This window comes from Alkalicoccobacillus gibsonii (assembly GCF_016798245.1).
Lineage (GTDB): Bacteria > Bacillota > Bacilli > Bacillales > Bacillaceae_D > Alkalicoccobacillus > Alkalicoccobacillus gibsonii.
This window is the reverse complement of record NZ_JAEUZA010000003.1, coordinates 320,863-342,526: the sequence shown is the minus strand read 5'-3', so window position 1 is coordinate 342,526 and position 21,664 is coordinate 320,863. Positions and strand designations below refer to the sequence as shown.

21 protein-coding genes are annotated in these 21,664 nt (G+C 40.4%); 11 read left to right on the top strand and 10 right to left on the bottom strand.

Going from position 1 to position 21,664, the window contains the following annotated elements; genetic code table 11:
- Positions 1-2: 2 nt before the first annotated feature.
- The 5 genes from JNO66_RS13265 to JNO66_RS13245 are packed head-to-tail and all read right to left on the bottom strand — an operon-like array spanning position 3 to position 4,394.
- A complete protein-coding gene (locus JNO66_RS13265; protein ID WP_203088848.1) occupies positions 3-191 on the bottom strand; it encodes a Flp1 family type IVb pilin in 189 nt (62 codons plus the stop codon).
- 29 nt (positions 192-220) lie between these two features.
- Positions 221-1,081, bottom strand: a complete 861-nt coding sequence (locus JNO66_RS13260) for a type II secretion system F family protein (RefSeq protein WP_203088846.1) — start codon at positions 1,079-1,081, stop codon at positions 221-223.
- A gap of 7 nt (positions 1,082-1,088) precedes the next feature.
- A complete protein-coding gene (locus tag JNO66_RS13255; RefSeq protein WP_203088837.1) occupies positions 1,089-2,036 on the bottom strand; it encodes a type II secretion system F family protein in 948 nt (315 codons plus the stop codon).
- On the bottom strand, positions 2,033-3,283 hold the full coding sequence (locus JNO66_RS13250) for a CpaF family protein (protein ID WP_203088833.1): 1,251 nt from the start codon (positions 3,281-3,283) through the stop codon (positions 2,033-2,035). The genes JNO66_RS13255 and JNO66_RS13250 overlap by 4 nt, the downstream gene beginning before the upstream one ends.
- Positions 3,276-4,394, bottom strand: a complete 1,119-nt coding sequence (locus JNO66_RS13245) for an AAA family ATPase (protein WP_203088832.1) — start codon at positions 4,392-4,394, stop codon at positions 3,276-3,278. Before JNO66_RS13245 ends, JNO66_RS13250 begins: the two co-directional genes overlap by 8 nt.
- Positions 4,395-5,192: 798 nt before the next feature.
- Between JNO66_RS13245 and JNO66_RS20815 the strand changes: the two genes are divergently transcribed.
- Positions 5,193-5,318: a hypothetical protein gene (locus JNO66_RS20815; RefSeq protein WP_273753283.1), complete on the top strand. Its 126-nt coding sequence runs from the start codon at positions 5,193-5,195 to the stop codon at positions 5,316-5,318.
- Between the two features lie 5 nt (positions 5,319-5,323).
- Complete coding sequence (locus tag JNO66_RS13240; protein ID WP_203088831.1) at positions 5,324-5,956, top strand: protein kinase family protein; 633 nt, start codon at positions 5,324-5,326, stop codon at positions 5,954-5,956.
- A 35-nt stretch (positions 5,957-5,991) separates the two neighbouring features.
- Here the strand turns inward: JNO66_RS13240 and JNO66_RS13235 are convergent, their stop codons facing one another.
- Positions 5,992-6,195 carry a hypothetical protein gene (locus JNO66_RS13235; RefSeq protein ID WP_203088830.1) on the bottom strand — a complete coding sequence of 68 codons (204 nt, stop codon included), beginning with the start codon at positions 6,193-6,195 and terminating at the stop codon, positions 5,992-5,994.
- Positions 6,196-6,379: 184 nt separating this feature from the next.
- On the opposite strand from JNO66_RS13235, the gene JNO66_RS13230 reads away from it, so the two are divergent.
- Positions 6,380-7,801 (top strand): TcaA 3rd/4th domain-containing protein, encoded by a 1,422-nt coding sequence (locus tag JNO66_RS13230; RefSeq protein WP_203088829.1) that lies wholly within the window; start codon positions 6,380-6,382, stop codon positions 7,799-7,801.
- A 164-nt stretch (positions 7,802-7,965) separates the two neighbouring features.
- On the opposite strand, the gene JNO66_RS13225 is transcribed toward JNO66_RS13230, so the two are convergent.
- Both JNO66_RS13225 and JNO66_RS13220 read right to left on the bottom strand, forming a co-directional pair.
- Positions 7,966-8,802: a sulfurtransferase gene (locus JNO66_RS13225; protein ID WP_203088828.1), complete on the bottom strand. Its 837-nt coding sequence runs from the start codon at positions 8,800-8,802 to the stop codon at positions 7,966-7,968.
- Positions 8,803-9,035: 233 nt separating this feature from the next.
- Entirely contained in the window at positions 9,036-11,261 is a 2,226-nt protein-coding gene (locus tag JNO66_RS13220) for a glycosyltransferase (RefSeq protein ID WP_203088826.1), read from the bottom strand.
- Positions 11,262-11,485: 224 nt separating this feature from the next.
- On the opposite strand from JNO66_RS13220, the gene JNO66_RS13215 reads away from it, so the two are divergent.
- Both JNO66_RS13215 and JNO66_RS13210 read left to right on the top strand, forming a co-directional pair.
- Positions 11,486-12,817, top strand: a complete 1,332-nt coding sequence (locus JNO66_RS13215; protein WP_203088825.1) for an APC family permease — start codon at positions 11,486-11,488, stop codon at positions 12,815-12,817.
- A 371-nt stretch (positions 12,818-13,188) separates the two neighbouring features.
- Positions 13,189-13,764 (top strand): M15 family metallopeptidase, encoded by a 576-nt coding sequence (locus JNO66_RS13210; protein ID WP_203088824.1) that lies wholly within the window; start codon positions 13,189-13,191, stop codon positions 13,762-13,764.
- Positions 13,765-13,774: 10 nt separating this feature from the next.
- On the opposite strand, the gene JNO66_RS13205 is transcribed toward JNO66_RS13210, so the two are convergent.
- Complete coding sequence (locus JNO66_RS13205) at positions 13,775-14,515, bottom strand: NAD-dependent protein deacylase (protein WP_203088823.1); 741 nt, start codon at positions 14,513-14,515, stop codon at positions 13,775-13,777.
- A 414-nt stretch (positions 14,516-14,929) separates the two neighbouring features.
- Here JNO66_RS13205 and JNO66_RS13200 point away from each other — a divergent pair, with 414 nt between their 5' ends.
- Together JNO66_RS13200 and JNO66_RS13195 are read left to right on the top strand one after the other, a co-directional pair.
- Complete coding sequence (locus JNO66_RS13200; protein WP_203088822.1) at positions 14,930-16,168, top strand: helix-turn-helix domain-containing protein; 1,239 nt, start codon at positions 14,930-14,932, stop codon at positions 16,166-16,168.
- An 18-nt stretch (positions 16,169-16,186) separates the two neighbouring features.
- Positions 16,187-16,327, top strand: a complete 141-nt coding sequence (locus tag JNO66_RS13195; RefSeq protein WP_203088821.1) for a hypothetical protein — start codon at positions 16,187-16,189, stop codon at positions 16,325-16,327.
- Positions 16,328-16,369: 42 nt separating this feature from the next.
- On the opposite strand, the gene JNO66_RS13190 is transcribed toward JNO66_RS13195, so the two are convergent.
- Positions 16,370-17,485 (bottom strand): S8 family peptidase, encoded by a 1,116-nt coding sequence (locus tag JNO66_RS13190; RefSeq protein ID WP_203088820.1) that lies wholly within the window; start codon positions 17,483-17,485, stop codon positions 16,370-16,372.
- A gap of 250 nt (positions 17,486-17,735) precedes the next feature.
- Here JNO66_RS13190 and JNO66_RS13185 point away from each other — a divergent pair, with 250 nt between their 5' ends.
- The 4 genes from JNO66_RS13185 (at position 17,736) to JNO66_RS13175 (ending at position 21,583) form a co-directional block, all read left to right on the top strand.
- The gene (locus tag JNO66_RS13185; RefSeq protein ID WP_203088819.1) at positions 17,736-19,247 is read left to right on the top strand and encodes an MDR family MFS transporter; all 1,512 of its coding nucleotides are present in this window, start codon (positions 17,736-17,738) and stop codon (positions 19,245-19,247) included.
- Positions 19,234-19,386 (top strand): hypothetical protein, encoded by a 153-nt coding sequence (locus JNO66_RS20460; RefSeq protein ID WP_210340876.1) that lies wholly within the window; start codon positions 19,234-19,236, stop codon positions 19,384-19,386. The genes JNO66_RS13185 and JNO66_RS20460 overlap by 14 nt, the downstream gene beginning before the upstream one ends.
- 18 nt (positions 19,387-19,404) lie before the next feature.
- A complete protein-coding gene (gene aroA, locus JNO66_RS13180; protein ID WP_203088817.1) occupies positions 19,405-20,739 on the top strand; it encodes a 3-phosphoshikimate 1-carboxyvinyltransferase in 1,335 nt (444 codons plus the stop codon).
- Between the two features lie 88 nt (positions 20,740-20,827).
- Complete coding sequence (locus JNO66_RS13175) at positions 20,828-21,583, top strand: DUF3891 family protein (protein ID WP_203088816.1); 756 nt, start codon at positions 20,828-20,830, stop codon at positions 21,581-21,583.
- The last annotated feature ends 81 nt before the right edge of the window (positions 21,584-21,664 follow it).

Genomic DNA, 21,664 nt, shown 5'->3' with positions numbered 1-21,664 from the left:
CATCAATCTCCAGTAATGTCGCCTACTTTGTCGTCACCGAAATTTACTAGAGTAGTAACCCATTCAGTAATCTTGTCTCTGAACGTTAGGGCTATGACTACAACAACAGCTACAATCAACAGAATTTCTAATGTTTGCAAACCTTCTTCATCCGTCCAAAACGTTTTGAAAAAATTTGATAATGTATTCATGTTAAATCCTCCTAAGAATTTGTTTGTATTTACAAAATGGTTATTGCTGGATAGCCAACAATAATCATGATTGCAACAAAGATTAAGATTAACGGGAAAACCAATTTAGATGATGCTTCTTCCCCTTTGGTCTTAGATACGTTTTTACGTTTTTCCCAAAGATCATGAGACAGCTCTCTTAATGACAAGATGAGATCCTGACCACCTTTTCGATAATTCAGTAAGACCGTTGTTGTAAAAATAGATACTTCCTGAATTGAGCATTTCTTACTGAATTCGTTTAATACATTTGGGAAAGGCTCATTACTGGTTAGCTTGTTTACAGCAATTTTCAGTTCTTGAAAAAGAGGAGAATCTGTTTTTTCCTTTAATTCCACACAGCGAACGATAGCTTGCTGCACGGTCTCTCCTGCATTGACTAAGAGAATGATCTTGTTTACTACTTCCGGGAGTTCAACTAAGATTTGATTTTTCCGCTCTTTTTCTTTATTACTAAGTTGATTAATCATGATGGCAGGAAGCAGAACAGAGAAGCCAAGCCCTACACCAAAGATCAAATGATCATTTTGAAGTAGCCCAATCAGCGTAGAACCTAATACTCCTAATAGAAAGATAGAAACGAGTTGAGCTAGAAACATTCTTGTATGTCGTAATGCATCTCGACTTCCATAAAGGCTAATCATTTTCTGTTGAATATGAGCAATTTGACTATGAAATTTCTCCATAATCTGAAGCTTAAAGATGACGTGTAGCGATACCGGAGCCATAAACATCAGAGAATAGGTACCATCAAATTCTTCCACCATATGTGTGTACTTGTCTCTAGACGCAACGGAAAGAATAAAGTACGTAACGACTAAAACGGCAAGTATTATTCCATAGACAATCAAAGCAGCATCACACCTTAATGTTCATGATTTTTTGGCTTAACCAGAATGAAAAGATAAAGATCGCTAAACAGAATGTCATAACAAGCGGTCCTGCACCTGGCCATTCATACATGGGAGCTAAGTAGTCTCCTGCTGAATACTTAAGTAGCGCAATCATTGCTAAAGGAGCAACGGCCAGTATTCGTGATTCAAACTTTTTCTGAGAGATCATCACTTGAACATCTTGTTGAATATCAATCTTTTCACTAATCACATCTGATGTTCTACGGATTACTTCAACCAAGTTTCCTCCTGTGCGCTTACAGGTTAAGAACACATCCGCAAAGTTAATTACGTCTTCAATGTCTGACCGAACGGCAAAGTCTTCAATTGCTCGTTCAATCGTTTCCCCATTTTCTACACGTCGGTTGATAATCTGAAATTCTTGCACGATATACGTTTTGGGGTCAGGATAGAGAAGCTGTAAGTCTACAACAACCTCTCTAAAACTATTTTCAATGGATCGCCCTGCTGCTAATGACGAAGATAGAGAGGCAATCGCTTCTTTGAATTGAAGAGAAAGCTTCTCTTTTCTTTTTTGCAGCAGTACTTTTCGTTGTATTTTAGGAAAAAAGAGTCCAACTGCCCCTACTATTGCCGCTAGAATGATGTTCTGATAGAACAAGTAGCCAATAAAGTACAACAGACCTACAGCCAACACCGCATAAAAAATATACTGCTTCAAACTTAATTGATAGTCCCCATAGTTAATCAAATGACCTTCCGTCGCCTTCTTAAATTCTTTTGGCGATAGGGATCTGAGCGCTTTGACTCGTTTGGCAAAGGCACTGGGTTCTGGGATACTTTCAATCTTTGCTGCTTCTTCTTTTTCTTTTTTCTTTCTACTAACAACTAGATAAATATAGAAACCGATCAAGACTGGTACTAAGAGTAAGGGGAGTAGGTCTGTACTCACGACGCCCCACCTACTTTAATCGTTTCCTCATAGATTCCGGCTTGTTTTAGCTTGGCAATGGAGTGAAGTTTGTTGCCGGTTGGTTTTAGGGAACCGAGCACCTCGCCTTTTGGTCCCTCCCCTTCTTCTACAAATTCAAAGAGTGGATTGACTTGAATTTCTCCGTTCTCCAGATCTAGCAATTCAGAGATTGAAACGATTTTTCGCGAGTTATCACGTAGTCTGGAAAGGTGAACCATAATATCGATCGCCGAACTAATTTGCTTTCGGATGACTTCGACCGGCAAGCTTGCTCCACTTAATACCATGGTCTCAAGTCGACTTAGCATATCTGTTGTTGAGTTGGCGTGACCTGTTGACAGTGACCCATCATGACCAGTATTCATTGCCTGAAGCATATCAAGTGCCTCGGCTCCACGAACCTCTCCAACGATGATCCGGTTTGGACGCATCCGTAGTGACGTCTTGATCAACTCCCGGATCGAGATTTCCCCTTTTCCTTCTGTGTTCGCATTACGCGTTTCAAGACTTACTAAGTTCGGAATTTTGTGAATCTGTAGCTCAGCCGAGTCCTCAATTGTGATAATCCGTTCGTTTGCTGGAATAAAGTTTGATAAAACGTTTAAGAATGTTGTTTTACCGGAACCTGTTCCGCCTCCGATGAAGATGTTGTATTTGGCCTTAACAAGGTTATTTAAGAATTCAGCTGCTTCCTCGGTGATGGCCTCATACTTGATTAAGTCCTCAATCATAAGTGGTCGCTCCGGGAATTTCCGGATGGTGATCACTGGTCCTTTTAGTGCAATAGGGGGGAGAACCACATTCACACGAGAGCCATCGTGTAATCTTGCATCCACAATTGGGGAGGATTCATTGACGACGCGGTCGACCTTCGAAACAATCGCTTGAATAATATCTTCAAGCTTTTGTTGGCTTTCAAACTCCACGTTCATTTGCGAAACCTCGCCGTTTCGCTCAATGAACACTTCCTTGTGGCTGTTCACCATAATCTCAGTAATTGATTTGTCTTCAATTAGCGGCTGAAGAACGTCATACCCTCGGAACGAGTGGTAGATTCGATCAACTAACCATTTCATCTCAGCAGACTTCAAGCGGTATTCTCTAGCGTATTCAAAAACAGCATTCTCCACGTGCTCCATTAATTCTTCATTTGGAATGGAATGCATTAAGTCGAGGGTCTCTCTCAGCCTGCCAATCAATTCGCGTATGACTTTATCATCAACCATTAGGCGCACCTTCTTTACTTGTTTCCACCAGACCTCTGATAATTGCCAGCAGCTCCTGAGTATAATGCGGATGAGACATCATTTGATCACGATCGACCAATGGGTTCCACTCTTGTACATATGGCAGGTAGCCTTTAATGGCAAAATCATACGTGATAAATGGCTCTGAGACATGTCCGGTGAAACGATTGACGATATATTCAATCTTTTCTTGAACTCCATGTCCCTTACCAAGAAGCTGATCCAAATTCTTCAGGAGCTCATTGGTTTTGTGAAAGCTCTGCATATCATTGTTTAACAGCCAGAATAATTGGTCACATGCAGCAAAGGCCGCCTGACTTAACACCTGGAAGGATGAGTCCATGTCAATTAGGATATAGTCATACTGATCAGTGGCTGAAATCGCCTGGATAAGCTTTAAAATTTCGTCCTTTGTCGCCTCAAGCATCTCTTCAGGATTAGTTGGCCAATCAAAGTAGTCTACATTCATTAACGAATCATGTTTCTTTAAGGTTTCAACCTTCGACATCAATTGATGCGGTTTTGCCTTTAAATAATAGAACACCTCAAGAGACGGTTTGTCCTCGTCAGACCTGAAGTACAGCTCTCTTGAGTTCAGCACTTCAAAGTTTAAATAAAAAATTTTTTTGCCCATGATGGCAAGCTGTCTGGACATGTTTGCCGCAAGTGTGGTTTTTCCAGCTCCACCCGTTGCCGAATAAAAGCCGATGATACTCGTACGACCGGTTGTGCCATTGTTTGCATCAAGCGATTTATTCTGTTCGTAGTAAAGCGATAACATATCGGATAAAAGCTTTGTAATTGGCTGATACTTAAATAATTGTTGATTGGTTTCAATGTTCTTCTTGGCTTCTTCTAGATAAAGAATAATGCCTCTAAACGATTGCAATTGCTCTTGTTTATAAAGCTCTGGTTTTAAGAGGATGAGGTCAAAATGCTCATCAGACTCAAGATAACGACCTAGACTCTCTTCACTCGTACAAAGCTTAAGGTCAAACTGGTGTTGTGCATCTGAAGATAGTACATACTCTCCAAAGGATTGTAAGAACGCAGCATCATGATCTGCTACGATCAGCTTAATTTTTTTCATAGTCGTCACCTGCTTTCTCTCTACGAGGTCATGTGCTAGAATGACCTAGCAGAATTCATGTAAAATTCCAAGAAACATAACTGATTGTACTAGATTTCCAATTAAAATGACGTATTTTGGTCACAAACAGGAAAATGGTCTGACAGCACTAAAAAAGTACTAGTGTTTCTTGCAAGAATGTGTATCTTATCTAATACCGTTGACTCATCAAGCCTTCCACCGATCCCAAAATTATCTACGATTTACCAAATACCCCGACAGTTAGGTCTGAAACCTGAAAATGGTGCAATTCATTGTTTTTGATACTTTAGTCACAAAGTCATAAGGAATGTGGAATAATCATGTGATTGCTTGTTTACTTGAGAATCTGCGTAGATAAACACGTCTAAATTCGTAAAATGACTGGTTCGAAAGAAAAATCATGGAATAAATAGGGTGTAGATCCCGACTTTAATCCTGATTCAGTGAATGTTTGCTTTAATACCCAAATAGAGGAAGCATAATTTTATAAAGAGATTGTAAAGATTTCGTGTGAAAGAATGGAAACGATTGACCCCCTTTTTTAAAGCGATTATACTAAGAACACTTAATTAAATACTCCAAAGGGGAGTAGCAGTTCAGCAGCTATCGTCATTACAGGGAGTAACTCCCTCGGTACTGTTGGCAACAAAACATTGTTGTTTGCGAGACCTTTGTCACAATCTTGTGGCAAAGGTCTCTTTTTTTGTTGGAGACCCAAGTCACAATGGCTTGGGTCTCTTTTTATTTGGTTAAGAAAAGACGAGAGGAGATCAGCATATGTCCAAACTTATAAAGCTCTTGGGGCATCCAATGGTAAAAAAGGGGTTAAAAGAAGCTCAGAAACATGTCTTACCCAAGGTAAAACAAGAATTAGCCAAACGTAAACAATCGAAAAAGGGGTAGTGTTCATGAATGAAAAGGCGCATCTAAGTCCATCCTCTGTTTCGCGCCTTGCTAGTAGCGTGACATTTACCAAGAGAGGGAAGCAGACTGTTCTCTCAAGTTTCGATCAAAGCTTAACGCTTGTCGGGAGCGGAAGAAGCGCTTATGTGTTTAAGCTTCCAAATGTAAATCGAGTCCTAAAGGTATTTTATCCACCTTATGAACAGATAGCGTCCGAAGAAGCAGAGATCTACCACTCGCTAGCTGGTACAACTCATTACCCTACGCTTTACCAGGCCGGTCAAGGATATCTTGTGATTGATTATATTCGTGGTCAAACCTTTTTTCAGTGCTTGCTTCAAGGGGTTCGTGTAGGACCTGAGCATATTGAGGCCGTTGATGTAGCAATTGATGAAGCTCGGTTAAGGGGATTAAATCCTTCTGATATCCATCTGCACAACTTAATCCTGACAGAAGATGGTTCAGTTAGAGTGATTGATGTTGCTCGCTTCAAGCAAAGCAAACAGTGTAAACAGTGGGATGATCTTAAACGGGCATTAAAAGCGTATCATTCAAGTCGTTTGTTTCCAAAACGATTACCAAAAGCGATGCTATATGCCATTGCGGCTTGTTATAAAACGATACAAAAAGTGATGTAGTATGCCTTAAGGGATTCCGAATGCGGGATCCCTCTTTACGTTTTAAATACTAGATAGATAATAACTGTAACAACCGCAATGGCTGTGATTACGATTGGCCCTCCTTGAACGATCCACGGTCTTACTCGTTCCTGACTATCGTTTATCGTTAGATTCATATGAGTTGATTCCTGTAGATTTTGTTTTACCTCGTTTGCTTCCTCACTATCTAGTAGCATCGTATCTTGTTCATTTGACATGGTACCCCTCCTCCGATCCTGTTTTTCTGTAGTGTAGCACGCTTCCTTCTTTTAACCTAATACTCAATTCATTTGTCGCTTCTGAAAAATTATGGTAGGCTGTTGATTGTATTTTTCAAGTAACATTTTCCAAGCATTAGATATTTTAGTATAAGGTAAACCATTACAAAGGAGAGGATTATGAGTGGAAGCAGAAACAGGGAAAAAGCGATCAGGACTCTTTATAGGAGGAATCGTGGCTGTCGTTGTTTTTCTACTCCTTGCTGGTGGAGGCGTATTCTACGTCACACAAATGAATACTAGTTCAAACGGTGAAGAGTTGCTTACTGACTTTGAAAACGCATTAAATAATGAAGATGCAGAGGCACTTACAACGGTGTTAACATCAGCCTATGAAGATTGGGACTATGAGACAGTGGATGCCGAAGCGCTCTTTCTTTATTTTCAAGAAGATCCATCTGAAAAAGATGCCCTACTTAATCGTTTAGATGAAGAGATGAGTATGTATGAAGAAGACGGTGAAGATGCTGCTAGTGTCATTCACCCAGCATACCAAGAAAATAATTATGGAAATATAACGTTAACGTACGAAGAAGGTGGTATGTTTTCAGGTGGTTCCTATGAATTACTTGTAACACCTGCTTACATTTCTATGCATGTGGAAAATGAAGAGCTTGTTTTCTATTTAAATGAAGAAGAAGTGAAGCCAGATCATTATGATGGAACGTCCGCTGTCTTTGGTCCATTCGGTCCCGGTTCTTTTACGATGCGAACAGAACTGGCGTTAGACTATGTAACGGCGACTACTGAGGATGTGACCTTGAACATTTATCACACGGAGGACGAAGTGTCACAAATTGAAGTGATCGCACCTGATGTGAAAACGATGAAAGCTCGTTCGAACTATGATGATAGTGTTGTTTATCTAAATGATGAAGAAACGGATTTAATAGTCAATCAAGCGGAGGATAACGTGACAGAGCTACCAACGGATGAAAGTATTAGTGTTTCACTAGAAAAACAATTCCCTTGGGGATCTGTGCGTTCTGAAGACTTGGTTTATGACGGTAGTATTTTGCGTTTTGATGAGTTTGAAGGGGTGCCTGAAGAAGAAGTAAATAAAGTAATTGATCTTCTAGAAGAAGCAATGGATCAACGGAATGAAGTCATCATGCATGGAGATCCATCCATTTTAACTCATGGAAATGAGGAGTTTAAGGAAAGCGCAATGGATGCTCACGAAAGCCGTACTAAGCAGAAAGATTACGTGGCTGAACGTGTAGAAACGAATTATATTCTTGAGGATCTTACTATTCCAGTATTCAATGAAGAAAAGAATCGATATGAACTCGTTGTTGACATATCTTATGTCCTATATGAATTTGATAACGGTTCATACTATTTATTGAAAGAAGGTTCCGATAAACAATTCAATCGCAATAATTATCGCGGTGTTGTTTATTATGATGATGAATGGACACTTGAAACCATTACCTCTGAATCATACTTCTTAAACCAAACTAAAGAGATGATTAACCGTGGACCTGGAATTGAAGAATACGAAGCAAATATGGAAACAGTTGACCCTGATGATGAGGATGAATAGGAATGAAGGGAACTAGATGAAATTCCCCTTGAGTTTAATCTAAAAAGCAGTATACTGGGACACAGAAAAATATATAGGAAAAGAAGGCAGACGATTTTAAAATCGCCTGCCTTCTTAAGTGACGAAGATATTAGCCTTTTTTTGCAGCACAGAAATATTCTATCTTATCTTCCCGTTTCAATCGGACTATCCTCATAGCTCACCCAGTCACTCCAGCTCCCGGAGTAGAGTTTCACGTGATGGAACCCTGCTTCTTTTAGCGCAAACACATTTGGACACGCGGTGACGCCTGAACCACAGTATACAATGATTTCCTTATCCTTTGGCAGTGCTTTGAAATGATCAGCAAGCGCAGCCCCACTCTTCCAGTTCCCTGAATCATCCAATAGGTCTTCCCAGAAATAATTAAGCGCACCAGGAATATGTCCGCTTTTTGCATCAAGCGAATCTGCTCCACCCGCATAACGTTCGGGGGCTCTTGCATCAATTAGAATAGAATCCGAAGAACCGAGCCTTTGTATGACATCTTCACGCGTAACTCTTTCCTCTTTTCGTACAGAAGGAATAAATGTCTTTTCAGGATAGGTCGGAATGTCTGTTGTTGTAGGGTATCCCGCTTTAACCCACGCCTCATATCCACCTTCTAAAATAGAAAATTGTTCATGACCAAGATAATGAAGCTGCCAGCTTAATCTGCTTGCAAACGATCCTTTTTTATCATCATAGGCAACCACCATCGTATCTTGATTAATTCCGACCTCGCCCAGTCTTTTAGAGACCTCCTCTGTATTTGGAATCGGATGACGTCCACCGTGTTCCTCTGCTTCGCCAGATAAGTCATGGCTCATGTGCAGGTAGATTGCACCTGGGATATGTGATTCTATATACAGTTGTTTTCCTTTATCCGTATCTGTCAGAGCATAGCGAACATCAACAATCACAAGATTTGATGCATCTGAATCTAGTTGTTTTTTTAACTCTTCTGGCTTCAACTTCTTCATTGCGATTCGCTCCCTTCTATTAATCTATCGTATCATATTTCTATTAAAATAAGAGGGTGGGACCTCCCATTAATGTAGCTAGCAAAACATGAACACAGCACATAATCCGCTACAGGAGAATCCCTCGCTTGTCTTACTAAAAAGCAATAAAACACAAATGACGAATGATTCGATTGTAGAATCATTCGTCATTTTTTTATTATTTTCTAGTTATGTCCCAGCCTCTTACAAAATCAAGCGACAAATTTCAACCCGACGTACCGATTTCTACCTTTTTTACGAACCCAGCAGATTTGTGCCGTTCGTCCTGCTAGTTCTCGTTCGTTTGTAGATACTTTAACCAACTGATCTACTCGAAGACTACGGTTAAGCTGTAGGCTGCAACCTGCTTCACTATAATCAAGTACCGTCATTTCTACTGTTTGACCATCTATATTCAGTTGACCCGGAAGTGAGACATTTTTTCGGATCGATTGACGGTGAAAGCTTGGATCTTCTCTTTTTGTCCGGCGAAGGAACCGGTACATTGCTGTTGTTAAAAGGGCCTTATCATAATATTTTTCTATCTCTGCATTGATTGGCTCACTAAACAACACACGAATGGTTTCAGCATATTGTTCAAGGTTTGGATCAATAAATGAAATGCCCATTAAAAGCTTCCCATTCTTTTCGTTAATCCATTCCTTGTTCACGGTTAACGCTTCGACTCCGGCAAAGTCTATTGTAAAAGTCTGTTCCTTTGATAAATACTCTTCAAGAGAAAGTGCATCTAACTCAATTCGGGCACCACTCTCACTAATATTAATAATGTTAAATGAAACGGCTGCTTCGCTTCCATGAAGAACCCCTTGAAGATCAACAGAAAAGCGCTCTGAGTTTCGGTGACGTGGACGTTCAAACGAAAGAAAGACTGCTAGAATAATAGCCGCTGCATTATAGAGTACCCAGAAAACATTAATATAGAGTACATCTGGGTTAACTGAGTACCGCTCTGGATACACATAGTAAAGTACAACTTTTACCAAGGCGAAAAGAGTCAAGGCTGCTAAAAGTAAGTAAGGAATACTCGTAACCCATAGAAAGCGTCGTTGATTGGTTTGTACACCTTTTCTCGTTACGTTAAATTTGAATTTTTTTTTAAGGAAAAGCTCCGATAATACAGAGATGGCCATATATGGTGCCATCGCCACTTCATACACATGACTCCAAAGGAACGTTCGTTTTTTATTGGCAACCGTCTTAAACATAAGCTGCGAGGAAATAAACGCTGGCACCCAGAACCAGAGTAACTGCGAGAAGGCGACGTCTAAGCTGTATATGTTAAAAACAAGGAATAACAACGGTGCAAGTAAAAACACCATCTTATAGATGCCAAAGAACCAGTAATGAATGCCGTCCATATATAGAAGCTTTTGCATAAAGCTTAATCCTTTCATCTTTAAAGGATTAAACTTACGGATAACTTGAATATTACCGCGGCACCAGCGATCACGCTGCTTTAAGAGATCAGCATAGGTTTCAGGTGATAGACCAACAGCCAATGTCTCATTAATAAAAGCGGTTTTCCGGTCATCTGATTGGAGTAGCATCCCTGTTGCCATGTCCTCTGTAATGACACCTGTGGCAAAACCGCCCACTTCATCAAGTGCAGTTCTTCGAAATAATGCATTACTCCCAACATACATTGTAGCATTAAAACGATCTTTCCCTTCTTCTAATTGACGCATAAAGAAATCTTGTTCATTTGTAATCTGATCCTCAAAAAACAAATTATACTGAAAAGGATCATCATTATAGAACACTTGGGGAGCCTGTACAAACACCATTTCTGGATCGGTAAACTGACCAAGTGTTCGTTCTAAGAAATTGGCCTGGGGTACCATGTCCGCATCCATCGTTACCACAATTTCACCGTTTGTTTTCGTTAGCGCGTGATTAAGGTTCCCCGCTTTAGCATAGCTATTGTCTTTCCGGTCAATATAGCCAATACCAAATTCCTCGCAAAGCTCCCGGACGCTTGCTCTTCTTCCGTCATCACATACATAAATCGAGACTAGATTCTTCGGATAACGGATGAGTGTACACGCTGCAATTGTGCGTTTTAATAGATCCTCAGATTCATTGTATGTCGCAATAAAGATGTCTACAGTTGGTAGATTCTCAAATTCAGACAAAGGTATATGCTTACGCTTAAAGGGTTTCCACGAGATTACACTAAATACAATTGATTGAAGAAACCCTGCAATCTCAGTAAGTAAAAGTAGAATACCCGCAATGATACTAATGGTGTTCATGGTTGGTAATGTATAAACGGCACGCCAGCCTAGATAAATGGCATTAATCGCTAAAAAAAGCGCGATGAGCACCTGCTTAGACCAATGATATTTTCTTGATAAAAGATAAAAAACAATAAGTGCCGCACTGGAAACAATTAACCATTCGTATATCGTCACTTCCATCTCTAGTAATTCCTCCTCAAAAAGACATGTGTCTATTTCACTAGAATATGGATTCATACTAGTATCAGGCGACAAAAAAATCAATATAAAATCGCCAAAAACTACCGACTTTCACCTAATTTTATCTGGTATCGCTTACATTAGGCTTTATGTAAAATTAATTGTTGAAAGGGGTCGTTCAATCGACTAAACTGATTTCAGTTCAATTAAAGGATGTGGTTAACTTGGAGAAAGAACAGAAATTAAAGCGTACGCTTACGCTGGTTCCGCTTATTGTAATCGGACTGGCCTATATGGATCCGCTTGTTGTATTTGATTCCTATGGAATCGTTGCTCAATTAACGCAAGGACACGTGGCTGCTGCCTACATTTTTACGATTGTAGCGCTTTTACTTACTGCTTATAGCTACGGAAAAATGGTACAGGCGTATCCAAAAGCGGGCTCAGCGTATACGTATGCGCAGAAAAGTATTCACCCTCATGCCGGCTTTATTGCTGGATGGACCTTATTACTCGATTATCTCTTTTTACCAATGGTGAACTTTGCGATTGGAGCGGCTTACTTAGACGCGGCTTTTCCGGCTGTTCCACCGTTTATCTGGGTGTTAATTTTAGCCTTAAGTATTACATTAATTAATGTGTTTGGAATCAAACTAACAGCCAATATCACAGCTATTTTCGTAACGTTTCAGGTGATTGTCGCCCTTGTCTTTGTTGGGTTTATCATTAAAGGACTCACATCAGGTCTCGGTACAGGTGTGTTAATCTCACCCGTTCCTTTTTACAGCTCTTCACTTGATCTATCACTTATCTTTACTGGAGCATCCATCCTTTGCTTTTCCTTTCTTGGATTTGATGCGATCTCAACGATGTCAGAGGAAACGATTAACCCAAAGAAGAATATTCCTCGTGCGATTTTTTTAGTGGTTCTCATTGGGGGCGTTCTTTTTACCATCACGTCTTATTTCCTGCATCAGGTATATCCTAACTTTCAAAACTATGTAAATGCAGAAGCAATCTCTCTTGAAATTGCTGGATATATCGGTGGTAGCTTCATGCATTCATTATTTTTAGCTGGAACAATGGTTGCCGTCATCTCTTCCTCCCTTTCCTCTCATGCAAGTGCATCGAGATTGCTTTATGCAATGGGACGAGATGATTCTTTGCCAAGACGTTTCTTTGGATACGTACATCCTAAGCTTAAAACGCCACTATTTAACGTCTTGTTTGTAGGTGTCATTTCAATGACAGCAATGTTTGGTGAGCTTGAGATTATTTACTCCTTCATTAGCTTTGGAGCATTGATCGGTTTCACAAGCGTTAATGCTTCTGTAATCGCACATTATTACATCCGCGGTCAGAATCGAAGCTTCACTCAGACCCTGCGTTACTTAGTTGTACCAGGCGCTGGTGCTGCATTCTGTATTTGGCTACTCGGAAGTATTAGTACAAATGCATTAATTATCGGGTCTGCATGGCTCTTACTTGGACTCATTTACTTCATTATAAAAATTCGACGCAACCCAGATTTCGTTTTAAATCTGCAAGAAAAATAAAAATAGAGCTTATAACATAACTCAAAATAAACGAGAAAATGGCGAATGATTCAATGAGCGAATCATTCGCCATTCACGTTTTTGTATAACGAGCGGAAGGAGAACCTGAGACTCCTACGGAACAGAACGCGGTGAAGACACTGTAGCGGCGCATTTCCGCGGAATGGGCTGAGGCCGTTCCCGTGGAAAGCGAAGGATTCTCCTGTAGCGGATATATTGCTATGTTGGTGTTTTCGTGAATAATTTACTGTTATGTTTCCAGTCCCTTTCTTATGCCATGATTTTCATAGAACGTTCAATAGGAATCTCACCTCATATGCGTTACAATAAGTGGAGTTTCGACATTAATCGTTGTAAAGGAGTTTCATAGAATGAAAGGAAAAATAGGCATACTTCTTTCGTGGAGCTTCATTCTCATCCTCCTATCTCTTTTTTTAGTCATCCTCTACCAGGAGAAGCAATTAGAAGGCCCACACGAAGCCTTTGCTAAACAAAAGAATGAAGCATCTGAACCTGCAACAGACCTTCATCCAACGGTTGCTGATAAAGTAGATCAATTGGTTGAACAAGCTGAAGAACTAAATATCCAAGTGGTCATCACTGACGACTTTCGCTCTATAGACGAACAAAATTCACTCTATGACCGTGGGAGAGATGCCGATGGTCAGGTTGTTACACACGCAAAGGGTGGAGAGTCCTATCACAATTATGGTCTTGCTGTTGACTTTGCCCTTCGTACGCATGATGGCGATGTTGTATGGGATATGAATTATGACGGTAATAACAACGGGAAAGCAGATTGGATGGAAGTCGTTGACTTGGCAAAGGCACTTGGCTTTACCTGGGGCGGTGACTGGACAAGATTTAAGGATTATCCTCATCTACAAATGGATTTTGGTTATTCCATTAACGATCTTCAGAACGGGTATTATCCCCCGCATGAGTAGAGAGCTTTCTTCATTCTGAAAGCTCTTTTTTTAATGAAAGAACAGTCTCACTTAAATCTCCACGTAGTTGTAAAGAAAACAAAGAATCCATCATCGTTGGCTCTCCATTTAGAAGAGCAGTTGGCAATCCACGTTCATACGCGGCATATTCAGGTAACATGTTAAACGGACTTACCTGAAGAGATGTACCAAGCGTCAGGACTAAATCACTAGAATCAATCACATGCTCTGCCTCACTATGCTTTGAAATGGGATCACCAAAAAGAACGATATCTGGTCGGACGATTGTCTGACAGCTTTCGTTGTGACAACGCGGGGTTTCTTCTTCAAGGATTTCTGCACTCGACATCTTTGTTCCACAAACTGGACAAGTGGCTGTGTGTAATGACCCGTGGTACTCAATGACAGAAGAGCTCCCTGCAGCTTGATGTAGCCCGTCCACATTTTGAGTCACTACATATACTCGTTTGTCTTTCTCCAGATCTTTTATAAACGTATGAACCAGATTAGGCTTGTAGTTTTGCATGAGTTTTATGTGAAAAATATCCTTATATCTTCTCCAGAAATCGATAGGATCTCTTGAAAAATATCGGGTGGACATATAGTATTCTCTTGAAAGATCCTCTGTCCACATTCCACTTGAAGACCGGAAGTCAGGAATCCCACTGGCAGTTGATACACCAGCTCCAGTCAAAACGGTGATGGCAGATGCTTGTTTGATTAGCTTAGCTAATTGCGCCACGTCTGACATACTGGTCCCTCCTTTAACAAAACGATTCGTTTCCTTATTATATCAAAACGAAATGGATCAATCATTTCGCTTGAAGAGACAGTCTTTTTGCAAGACCTTATTATATTTCCCAACCTCTTTTAAAAACATATTCCAAAACAGCATGCCTAACTTATAAGGAGGTTAGACCTATCAAATAACCACATGCCCACTAGCTTTTCTTATATTTCCAATAAGACAATTCATTAGACCGTTTTCACCTAATTATTCCAATATATTTCTTGAACATAACAGAATAGCTTGCTACAATCGCCTTACATAAGAGATTAGACCTAGTCGCTAACCTTGTTTTTCCCAACAGAAAAACAACAATCTCCTCTCCATCTGAACGGAATTTGTTTTATAATGAAAACTATAGACATGGGTTGGTGAATCATGGAATTTGGACCAATAATCAAATACTACCGGTTAAAAAGTGGAATTACCCAAGCAGAATTAGCAGACGGAATCTGCTCAATCCCTCACCTATCCAAAATTGAGAACAACGCCTACAGTGTCAACAAAGAAACCGCAGCTATGCTAATGGAGCGCTTAGGTCTTGATATAAATGATGAAGTGGAGAGGTACGGGGTACTAGAAGAAAGATTAGAAGAATTTATTGATTCATTGTTTTATTTTGAACTTGATAAGGCAGATAAGTTGAAGGTTGAACTTGAGCTTGATGAAGAATATTATAGTAAAACAAATTTGGTTCATTTGTACCATATTTATATGGGTAGATACTTTTTTTCTAAATTAGATAACGATTCAGCCCAATATCATCTCCAGATTGTTGAAAAGAATAGAACAAATCTTTCTCCAATAGAAGAACTTTTGTTTAGATACATCTCAGGTAGCACACTGTATCATAAAGGAAAGTACCGTGAAGCCTTAGATTATTACTTGGGATTAAAGACGAAGAATCTTTCTAGCAATTCTTCTATTAGTATGAAAGAGATTTCATATCAGATTGCATTGTGCTATAGTGCACTTGGCCAAAGCGAGAACTCAATACCATACGCTCAAGAAGCTCTCTATTTCTATAAAGAGAAAGATAACTTTATTAGAGTTATACACACACAGATGCTTCAAGCAATTAACTATGAGAGTATTAAATTATTTGAAGAAGCAAAAAACAATTATAGAGCTATACTTAGGAATACCAAATTACTTAGTCTAGAAGATTTATATTTTAAATCATTGTTTAACTACTCACTTTTGCTAAGTGAAACAAAAGAATACTCTAAGGCTGTTAAGAATTTCAAAACGTGTGTTGAATATTTCGAACCTGAAAGTGAAGTTCAAATCACTGCCACTATTGAATTAGTAAAAGTTCTACTAAAAGCAAATATCAGTTCTGATCTAGAGCATTACATTGATCGTTTAAGAAGTTTTTATAACAAAGAAGAAATTAGCAAAAAAACTCGACTGTTACTTAAAGAACAAATACTTAAATTTGAAAAGGATCATGACAAAATATATTCATTTTATGAGAAAGAACTTATTCCTTTTCTTGAGAAATCAAAAGATGAAATATATTTTAGATACTATACACTTGATTTAGCCAAATGGTACGATTCTAAAAATGATGTAGTAATGGCACATCGTTATTATAAACTATATAGTCTTTATTAAATTAAGGAGGAGATTTCATTGAAAAAATTGTTAAAATTAAGTTTATCTATTGTTGTTGCTGGGGTAGTCGCTACAACCGTTAACGAATTACAACTAGCCTCTGTTGCTTTTGAGTTCGTTACAATGGGAAGCCCAAGTGTAATGCTACCACCAAGCTAAAAAAACTCTCCTTCCCGGAGAGTTTTTTTCATATCATACCCCTTACCTCCCCACGGCCGCCTCTGCATTCACCAGCCCACTACCAAAGTACTCTTGGTTGCCAAGTGGTGTAGCTGTTGTTTGTAATGCGTCGCGAATGTCTGTTGCTGTAGCTGATGGGTTTGCTGCTTGTACTAGTGCAGCGACTCCTGCTACGTGTGGAGAGGCCATTGAGGTTCCGCTTAGCTCTGCATATTGACCTCCCGGATACGTGCTTAGGGTGTCAACGCCAGGTGCGGCAATGTTGTTTTCTGGTCCAAAGCTTGAGAAGTTGGCTTTGTTATTTTCTGAATCCACTGCTGCGACAGATACGACATTATCATAAGCTGCCGGGAATCCAATTCCTCTGGTGCCTGAATTTCCTGCTGCTGCAATGAGAAGTGTGCCTTGCTCTTCAGCGTAGTCAACGGCTTGTTCGAGTACCGGAGAACCGATCGGACCGCCTAAGCTAAGGTTAGCAATATCAATGTCTTGATTGGCTGCCCATTCAATTCCTGCTGCAATGTCGCTTGTATAGCCATCCCCAAATTGATCGAGAACCTTCACTGCATAAAGGTCAGCCTCTGGCGCTACACCCAAGACTCCGACTGAGTTATCAAGTGCTGCAACCGTTCCGGCTACGTGCGTTCCATGTCCATTTAAGTCTTCGTATGACGGCTCTGAGCTAACAAAGCTTTCTCCGCCTACGATATTCAAGTCCTCATGTTGTGCGATCCCTGTATCAATGACAGCTACGGAGACACCTGACCCAACGTTCCCTGCTTCATGCACGACTGGCGTGTTAACCTGCGGAATACCGTATGGGATCTCTTGCATGGTGCTCATCTTTACATCCTTTTCTACATATTCAATAGAGGCTTCTGCTTCAAGTGCTTCTGCTTCCTCTTCTGATAATTCCGCATTAACTATGGGTAAATTCTCGTATTCTCTTAGTATTTCTACGTCTACTTGGTTTTCAGATGTTTCTGCTTGGGTTGAAAATGTATTTGCATCGGCTTCTTCTTTAAATCCAATAAGATACCTTTCCTTCACATCCTCTGCCCCAGCAATTGCCGGTATTGCTGATAGTGTTACGACTAATGTTAGACCTACCGTCCATTTGCCTGCTTGAAACTGCATGAAATCCCTCCTAGATGATTTGCCAGAATGTTCTGGCTTGGTACAACCCTAGCAAACATTCCCTTCCATGAACATTGGGAAAATGCAGGGGATTTATTTAGTAGAATGATTGAATCTTTCTCTTTCCACATTAACGTATTCGTCTATGGACCTAGTTCTTCGGTATCGATCTCATAATTTATCTATGATTCATTGGCGGTGAATTATATGGTAAAATAACGAAATAAACCAGTATAGTAGGAGATAGAATATGAGCGAGTCTTCGCAAAGTAAATATGTAGTAGCTGGCCTACTGCTTGGTATTTTTATGGCTGCCATCGATAATACGATTGTAGCTACAGCGATGGGTACAATTGTATCTGACCTTGGGAGCTACGAGAAGTTTGTCTGGGTTACTGCAGGGTATATGGTGGCCGTGATGGCAGGTATGCCGATCTATGGTAAATTATCTGACATGTATGGTCGTAAACGCTTCTTTCTTTTTGGGTTGTTAGCTTTTCTAGTTGGCTCGGTTCTCTGTGGAACGGCCGCAAGTATGGAACAATTGATTGCCTATCGAGTCATTCAAGGAATAGGTGGTGGGGCTTTGATGCCAATTGCATTCACCATTATCTTTGATCTGTTTCCACCTGAAAAACGAGGAAAAATGACTGGATTGTTCGGTGCCGTATTTGGTTTATCCAGTGTTCTTGGACCCTTGTTAGGTGCTTTTATCACAGATGCCTTAAGCTGGCATTGGGTTTTCTACATCAATATTCCGATTGGTGCCGTTTCCTTCGCCTTAATTCTTAAGCACTATCACGAAGAGCGTAATACGATTAAACAAAAGATCGACTGGCTTGGTGCCTCTACACTCGTGATTGCCATTGTCTGTTTAATGTTCGCTCTAGAACTCGGTGGGAAAACATTCGCTTGGAGCTCTGCACCAATCATCAGCCTATTTATTGTTTTTGGTGTAATGTTTACTTCTTTTTTCTTTGCGGAACGAAAAGCATCCGAGCCTATTATCTCGTTTTGGATGTTTAAAAACAGATTGTTTGCTACCTCACAGATTCTTGCTTTCCTATATGGTGGCACCTTCATCATCCTTGCAGTGTTTATACCTATCTATGTCCAAGCCGTATATGGAGGATCAGCCACAAGTGCTGGGTTCATCCTTATGCCAATGATGCTTGGGTCGGTAGCCGGAAGTATGTTCGGTGGAACGCTTCAGACCAAATTTACGTTCAGACGGTTGATGGCCGTGTCTGTGGTATTTTTCTTTGTGGGCATGTTTCTCTTATCAGGGATGACTACTGAAACTTCAAGAATTGCTTTAAGCTTTTACATTGCACTTGTTGGATTTGGCGTTGGCTTTTCATTTTCCTTGCTACCTGCCGCATCCATCAATGGAATCTCATCACGTCATCGTGGGTCTGCCAATTCAACGAACTCCTTTCTTCGTTCGTTTGGGATGACCGTAGGCGTCACCATTTATGGAACGATCCAAACAAGCATTTTCACATCTAGAATTGGTGAGTCTCGTTTGGGGTCAGGAAATGTTAGTGAGCCAGGAGACATTCAACAAATCTTCCAGCCGGAAACAAGGGGGAGTATTCAACCTGAGCTATTAACACAACTTACCGAGGCGATGTCTGATTCGGTTACCTTTGTTTTTACATTAGCTCTAATTCCAATTGCAATTGCTGCCATAACGGTTGCCTTTATGGGGAACGAGCGAGTACTAACCTCTAAAGAAATGAAAGAGAATGCAAACCAATAACATAAACGTAAGAGCATTAGATGATTTAACTACGAATCATCCGATGCTCTTTTTATTGAATGAAGCGTATGAAATGAAAGGAAATGCTAGAGGACGTCATCATTCTTCCGCGTTTCATGATATAGTAGGGTTAAAATAAGTTAACCGAGGTGATTCTGTGCATACTCCAGATTCTCGGGCTCGTTCAGATTGGTCATCATTAAATGGTGTTCAAACTGTAACGATTAGTCCACTTGAGAACAAAATTGATAAGGATATCCGCATTCCAGGAAGCAAAAGCTTCACAAATCGAGCGCTCATTATCGCGGCGATGGCTGAGGGACCTTCCACACTTTCAGGCATTCTACGTAGTGATGATTCCTATTGGTGCATCGACACGTTAAATAAGCTAGGAATTCAAACAAAAGTTGATGGAGATACCATTAAAATCGAAGGATGCGCAGGCGATTGGCCAGTTAAAAAAGCTGACTTATATATAGGTGCAGCTGGAACAACCGCGAGATTCCTTCCGGGCACACTCGCTGCCGCTAAAAATGGGGAATGGTTTGTTGAAGCAAGTGAGCGCATGAGTCAACGACCAGTAGAGCTGCTACTTGAAGGTCTTCGTACATTAGGTGCATCGATTGAGTCAGAGGGCTATTACCCGCTAAAAGTAAAAGGTCAAGGCCTTAAGGGGGGGCCAGTTACGATTTCAGGTGCGCAATCAAGCCAATTCATCAGCGGTCTACTCATTGCTAGTCCTTATGCTGAGAAGGAAGTAACCGTGACAATACCAGATCATATTGTTCAACATGCCTATGTGAAAATTACCATTAATCTGATGGAACGATTTGGTGCAAAGGTTGAAGCGAATGATGAGTTAACAACGATGGTCATTCCTCCTTCCGCATATGTTGGTCAAACGCTTGATTTAGAAGCAGATGCTTCAACAGCAAGTTATTTTTTTGCTTTGGCCGCTTTAACGAATAGCCGCATCAAAGTAACAAACCTGACAATGGATACAAATCAGCCTGATATTTTTATGGTTGATTTATATGAAAAAATGGGTTGTACCGTGACGCGTGGTGAGGACTTTATTGAAGTACAAGGAACAGACCAGCTTCAAGGTGATTTGGACATTAGCATGAAGGAAATGTCTGATCAGACGTTAACCATTGCTGCTCTTGCTCCATTTGCAACAGGACCAATCACGTTAAGAGATGTTGAGCACATTCGTCATCATGAGTCAGACCGAATCTCAGCTATTTGTGCGGAGTTAACGAAGCTTGGCATAAAGGTTGAAGAATTTAATGATGGACTTACGATTTACCCGGGAACACCAAAAGCTGCTGTTCTTGATTCGTACGATGATCACAGGGTAGCCATGTCCCTATCATTAATTGGATTAAAGGTTCCAGGGATTACAATTAATGATCCAGGCTGCGTTTCGAAAACATGCCCAACGTATTTTGAGCTGTTAAAGGATCTAGGTGTGTCTGTTCAGTTTGATTAATCAAAAAGCGAAGTAGGCTTGCCTGCTTCGTTTTTTTCGTTTAAATGGTAAAATAAACAGTAACAATCGTAAGGGAGGTATACACTCGATGATTATTCGTAAGCAAGATCAGATCTTTCACTGTATTCGTCAGCATGACCACGCCTATATCTCAGGGGAAATTGCTAAGCATTGGATCGAGCCTGTTTCAGAGTCTGTACTTACAGGTATTTATGAGCATGATCGCGCCTGGATCCCGCTTGATGAGAAGGTGCGAGTAGCAACAAATCAACAGATGCCATATGACTTTATTTCCTTCCCTCTTGAATGGAAGATTGCAGCTTATACAAAAGGTGTTGATGAAGTCGAGGTTCATTCTCCTTATTCTGCCTTCCTATGCAGTAAGCACTATTGTTCCTTTTTTTCTGGATCGATTACATCAGAGCCAGGTGTAAGAGATTTTTTGACGCATGAAGAAAACAGACGGCAATCCATTCTAAATGTACTTGAAGTAAGTCCTAGTGCAAGCGAACGTTCACAGGATTTTACCCTACTTCAATTCTGTGACGACCTCTCACTTTACATCTGTATGAACCCTCCAGGCATCCGAAAGTCTGATGAGGTATCGTGGTTTAAAAACGGGTTCGCTCAATCATTTCCCTTTGCACCAAAGGGCATACAAGCTGAGTGGAAAAATGAAAGCGAAATCATGTTAGAGCCCTTTCCTTTTAAAGAATCCCTTACTCTTACGTTTTCTGTGCATGAATTACCTAGCGATACTTGGAAGCAAGCAGATCAAGACATTCCACTAGACACACTAACTCACTACACGCAAACCGTTACGTTAGTCCCTGTAACAGTTTAACAATGGAACTGAGCCCCTTCACAAGAAGGAAGAACCCTTAGCAAGGAAAAATGAATTTTAACCATGAAAGCTTGACCTCTT

Coding starts and splice junctions, on each gene's coding strand:
- JNO66_RS13265 (WP_203088848.1), bottom strand. CDS start 191: ATGAATACATTATCAAATTTTTTCAAAACGTTTTGGACGGATGAAGAA.
- JNO66_RS13250 (WP_203088833.1), bottom strand. CDS start 3,283: ATGGTTGATGATAAAGTCATACGCGAATTGATTGGCAGGCTGAGAGAG.
- JNO66_RS13245 (WP_203088832.1), bottom strand. CDS start 4,394: ATGAAAAAAATTAAGCTGATCGTAGCAGATCATGATGCTGCGTTCTTA.
- JNO66_RS20815 (WP_273753283.1), top strand. CDS start 5,193: ATGTCCAAACTTATAAAGCTCTTGGGGCATCCAATGGTAAAAAAGGGG.
- JNO66_RS13240 (WP_203088831.1), top strand. CDS start 5,324: ATGAATGAAAAGGCGCATCTAAGTCCATCCTCTGTTTCGCGCCTTGCT.
- JNO66_RS13235 (WP_203088830.1), bottom strand. CDS start 6,195: ATGTCAAATGAACAAGATACGATGCTACTAGATAGTGAGGAAGCAAAC.
- JNO66_RS13225 (WP_203088828.1), bottom strand. CDS start 8,802: ATGAAGAAGTTGAAGCCAGAAGAGTTAAAAAAACAACTAGATTCAGAT.
- JNO66_RS13220 (WP_203088826.1), bottom strand. CDS start 11,261: ATGGAAGTGACGATATACGAATGGTTAATTGTTTCCAGTGCGGCACTT.
- JNO66_RS13210 (WP_203088824.1), top strand. CDS start 13,189: ATGAAAGGAAAAATAGGCATACTTCTTTCGTGGAGCTTCATTCTCATC.
- JNO66_RS13205 (WP_203088823.1), bottom strand. CDS start 14,515: ATGTCAGACGTGGCGCAATTAGCTAAGCTAATCAAACAAGCATCTGCC.
- JNO66_RS13200 (WP_203088822.1), top strand. CDS start 14,930: ATGGAATTTGGACCAATAATCAAATACTACCGGTTAAAAAGTGGAATT.
- JNO66_RS13190 (WP_203088820.1), bottom strand. CDS start 17,485: ATGCAGTTTCAAGCAGGCAAATGGACGGTAGGTCTAACATTAGTCGTA.
- JNO66_RS13185 (WP_203088819.1), top strand. CDS start 17,736: ATGAGCGAGTCTTCGCAAAGTAAATATGTAGTAGCTGGCCTACTGCTT.
- JNO66_RS20460 (WP_210340876.1), top strand. CDS start 19,234: ATGCAAACCAATAACATAAACGTAAGAGCATTAGATGATTTAACTACG.
- JNO66_RS13175 (WP_203088816.1), top strand. CDS start 20,828: ATGATTATTCGTAAGCAAGATCAGATCTTTCACTGTATTCGTCAGCAT.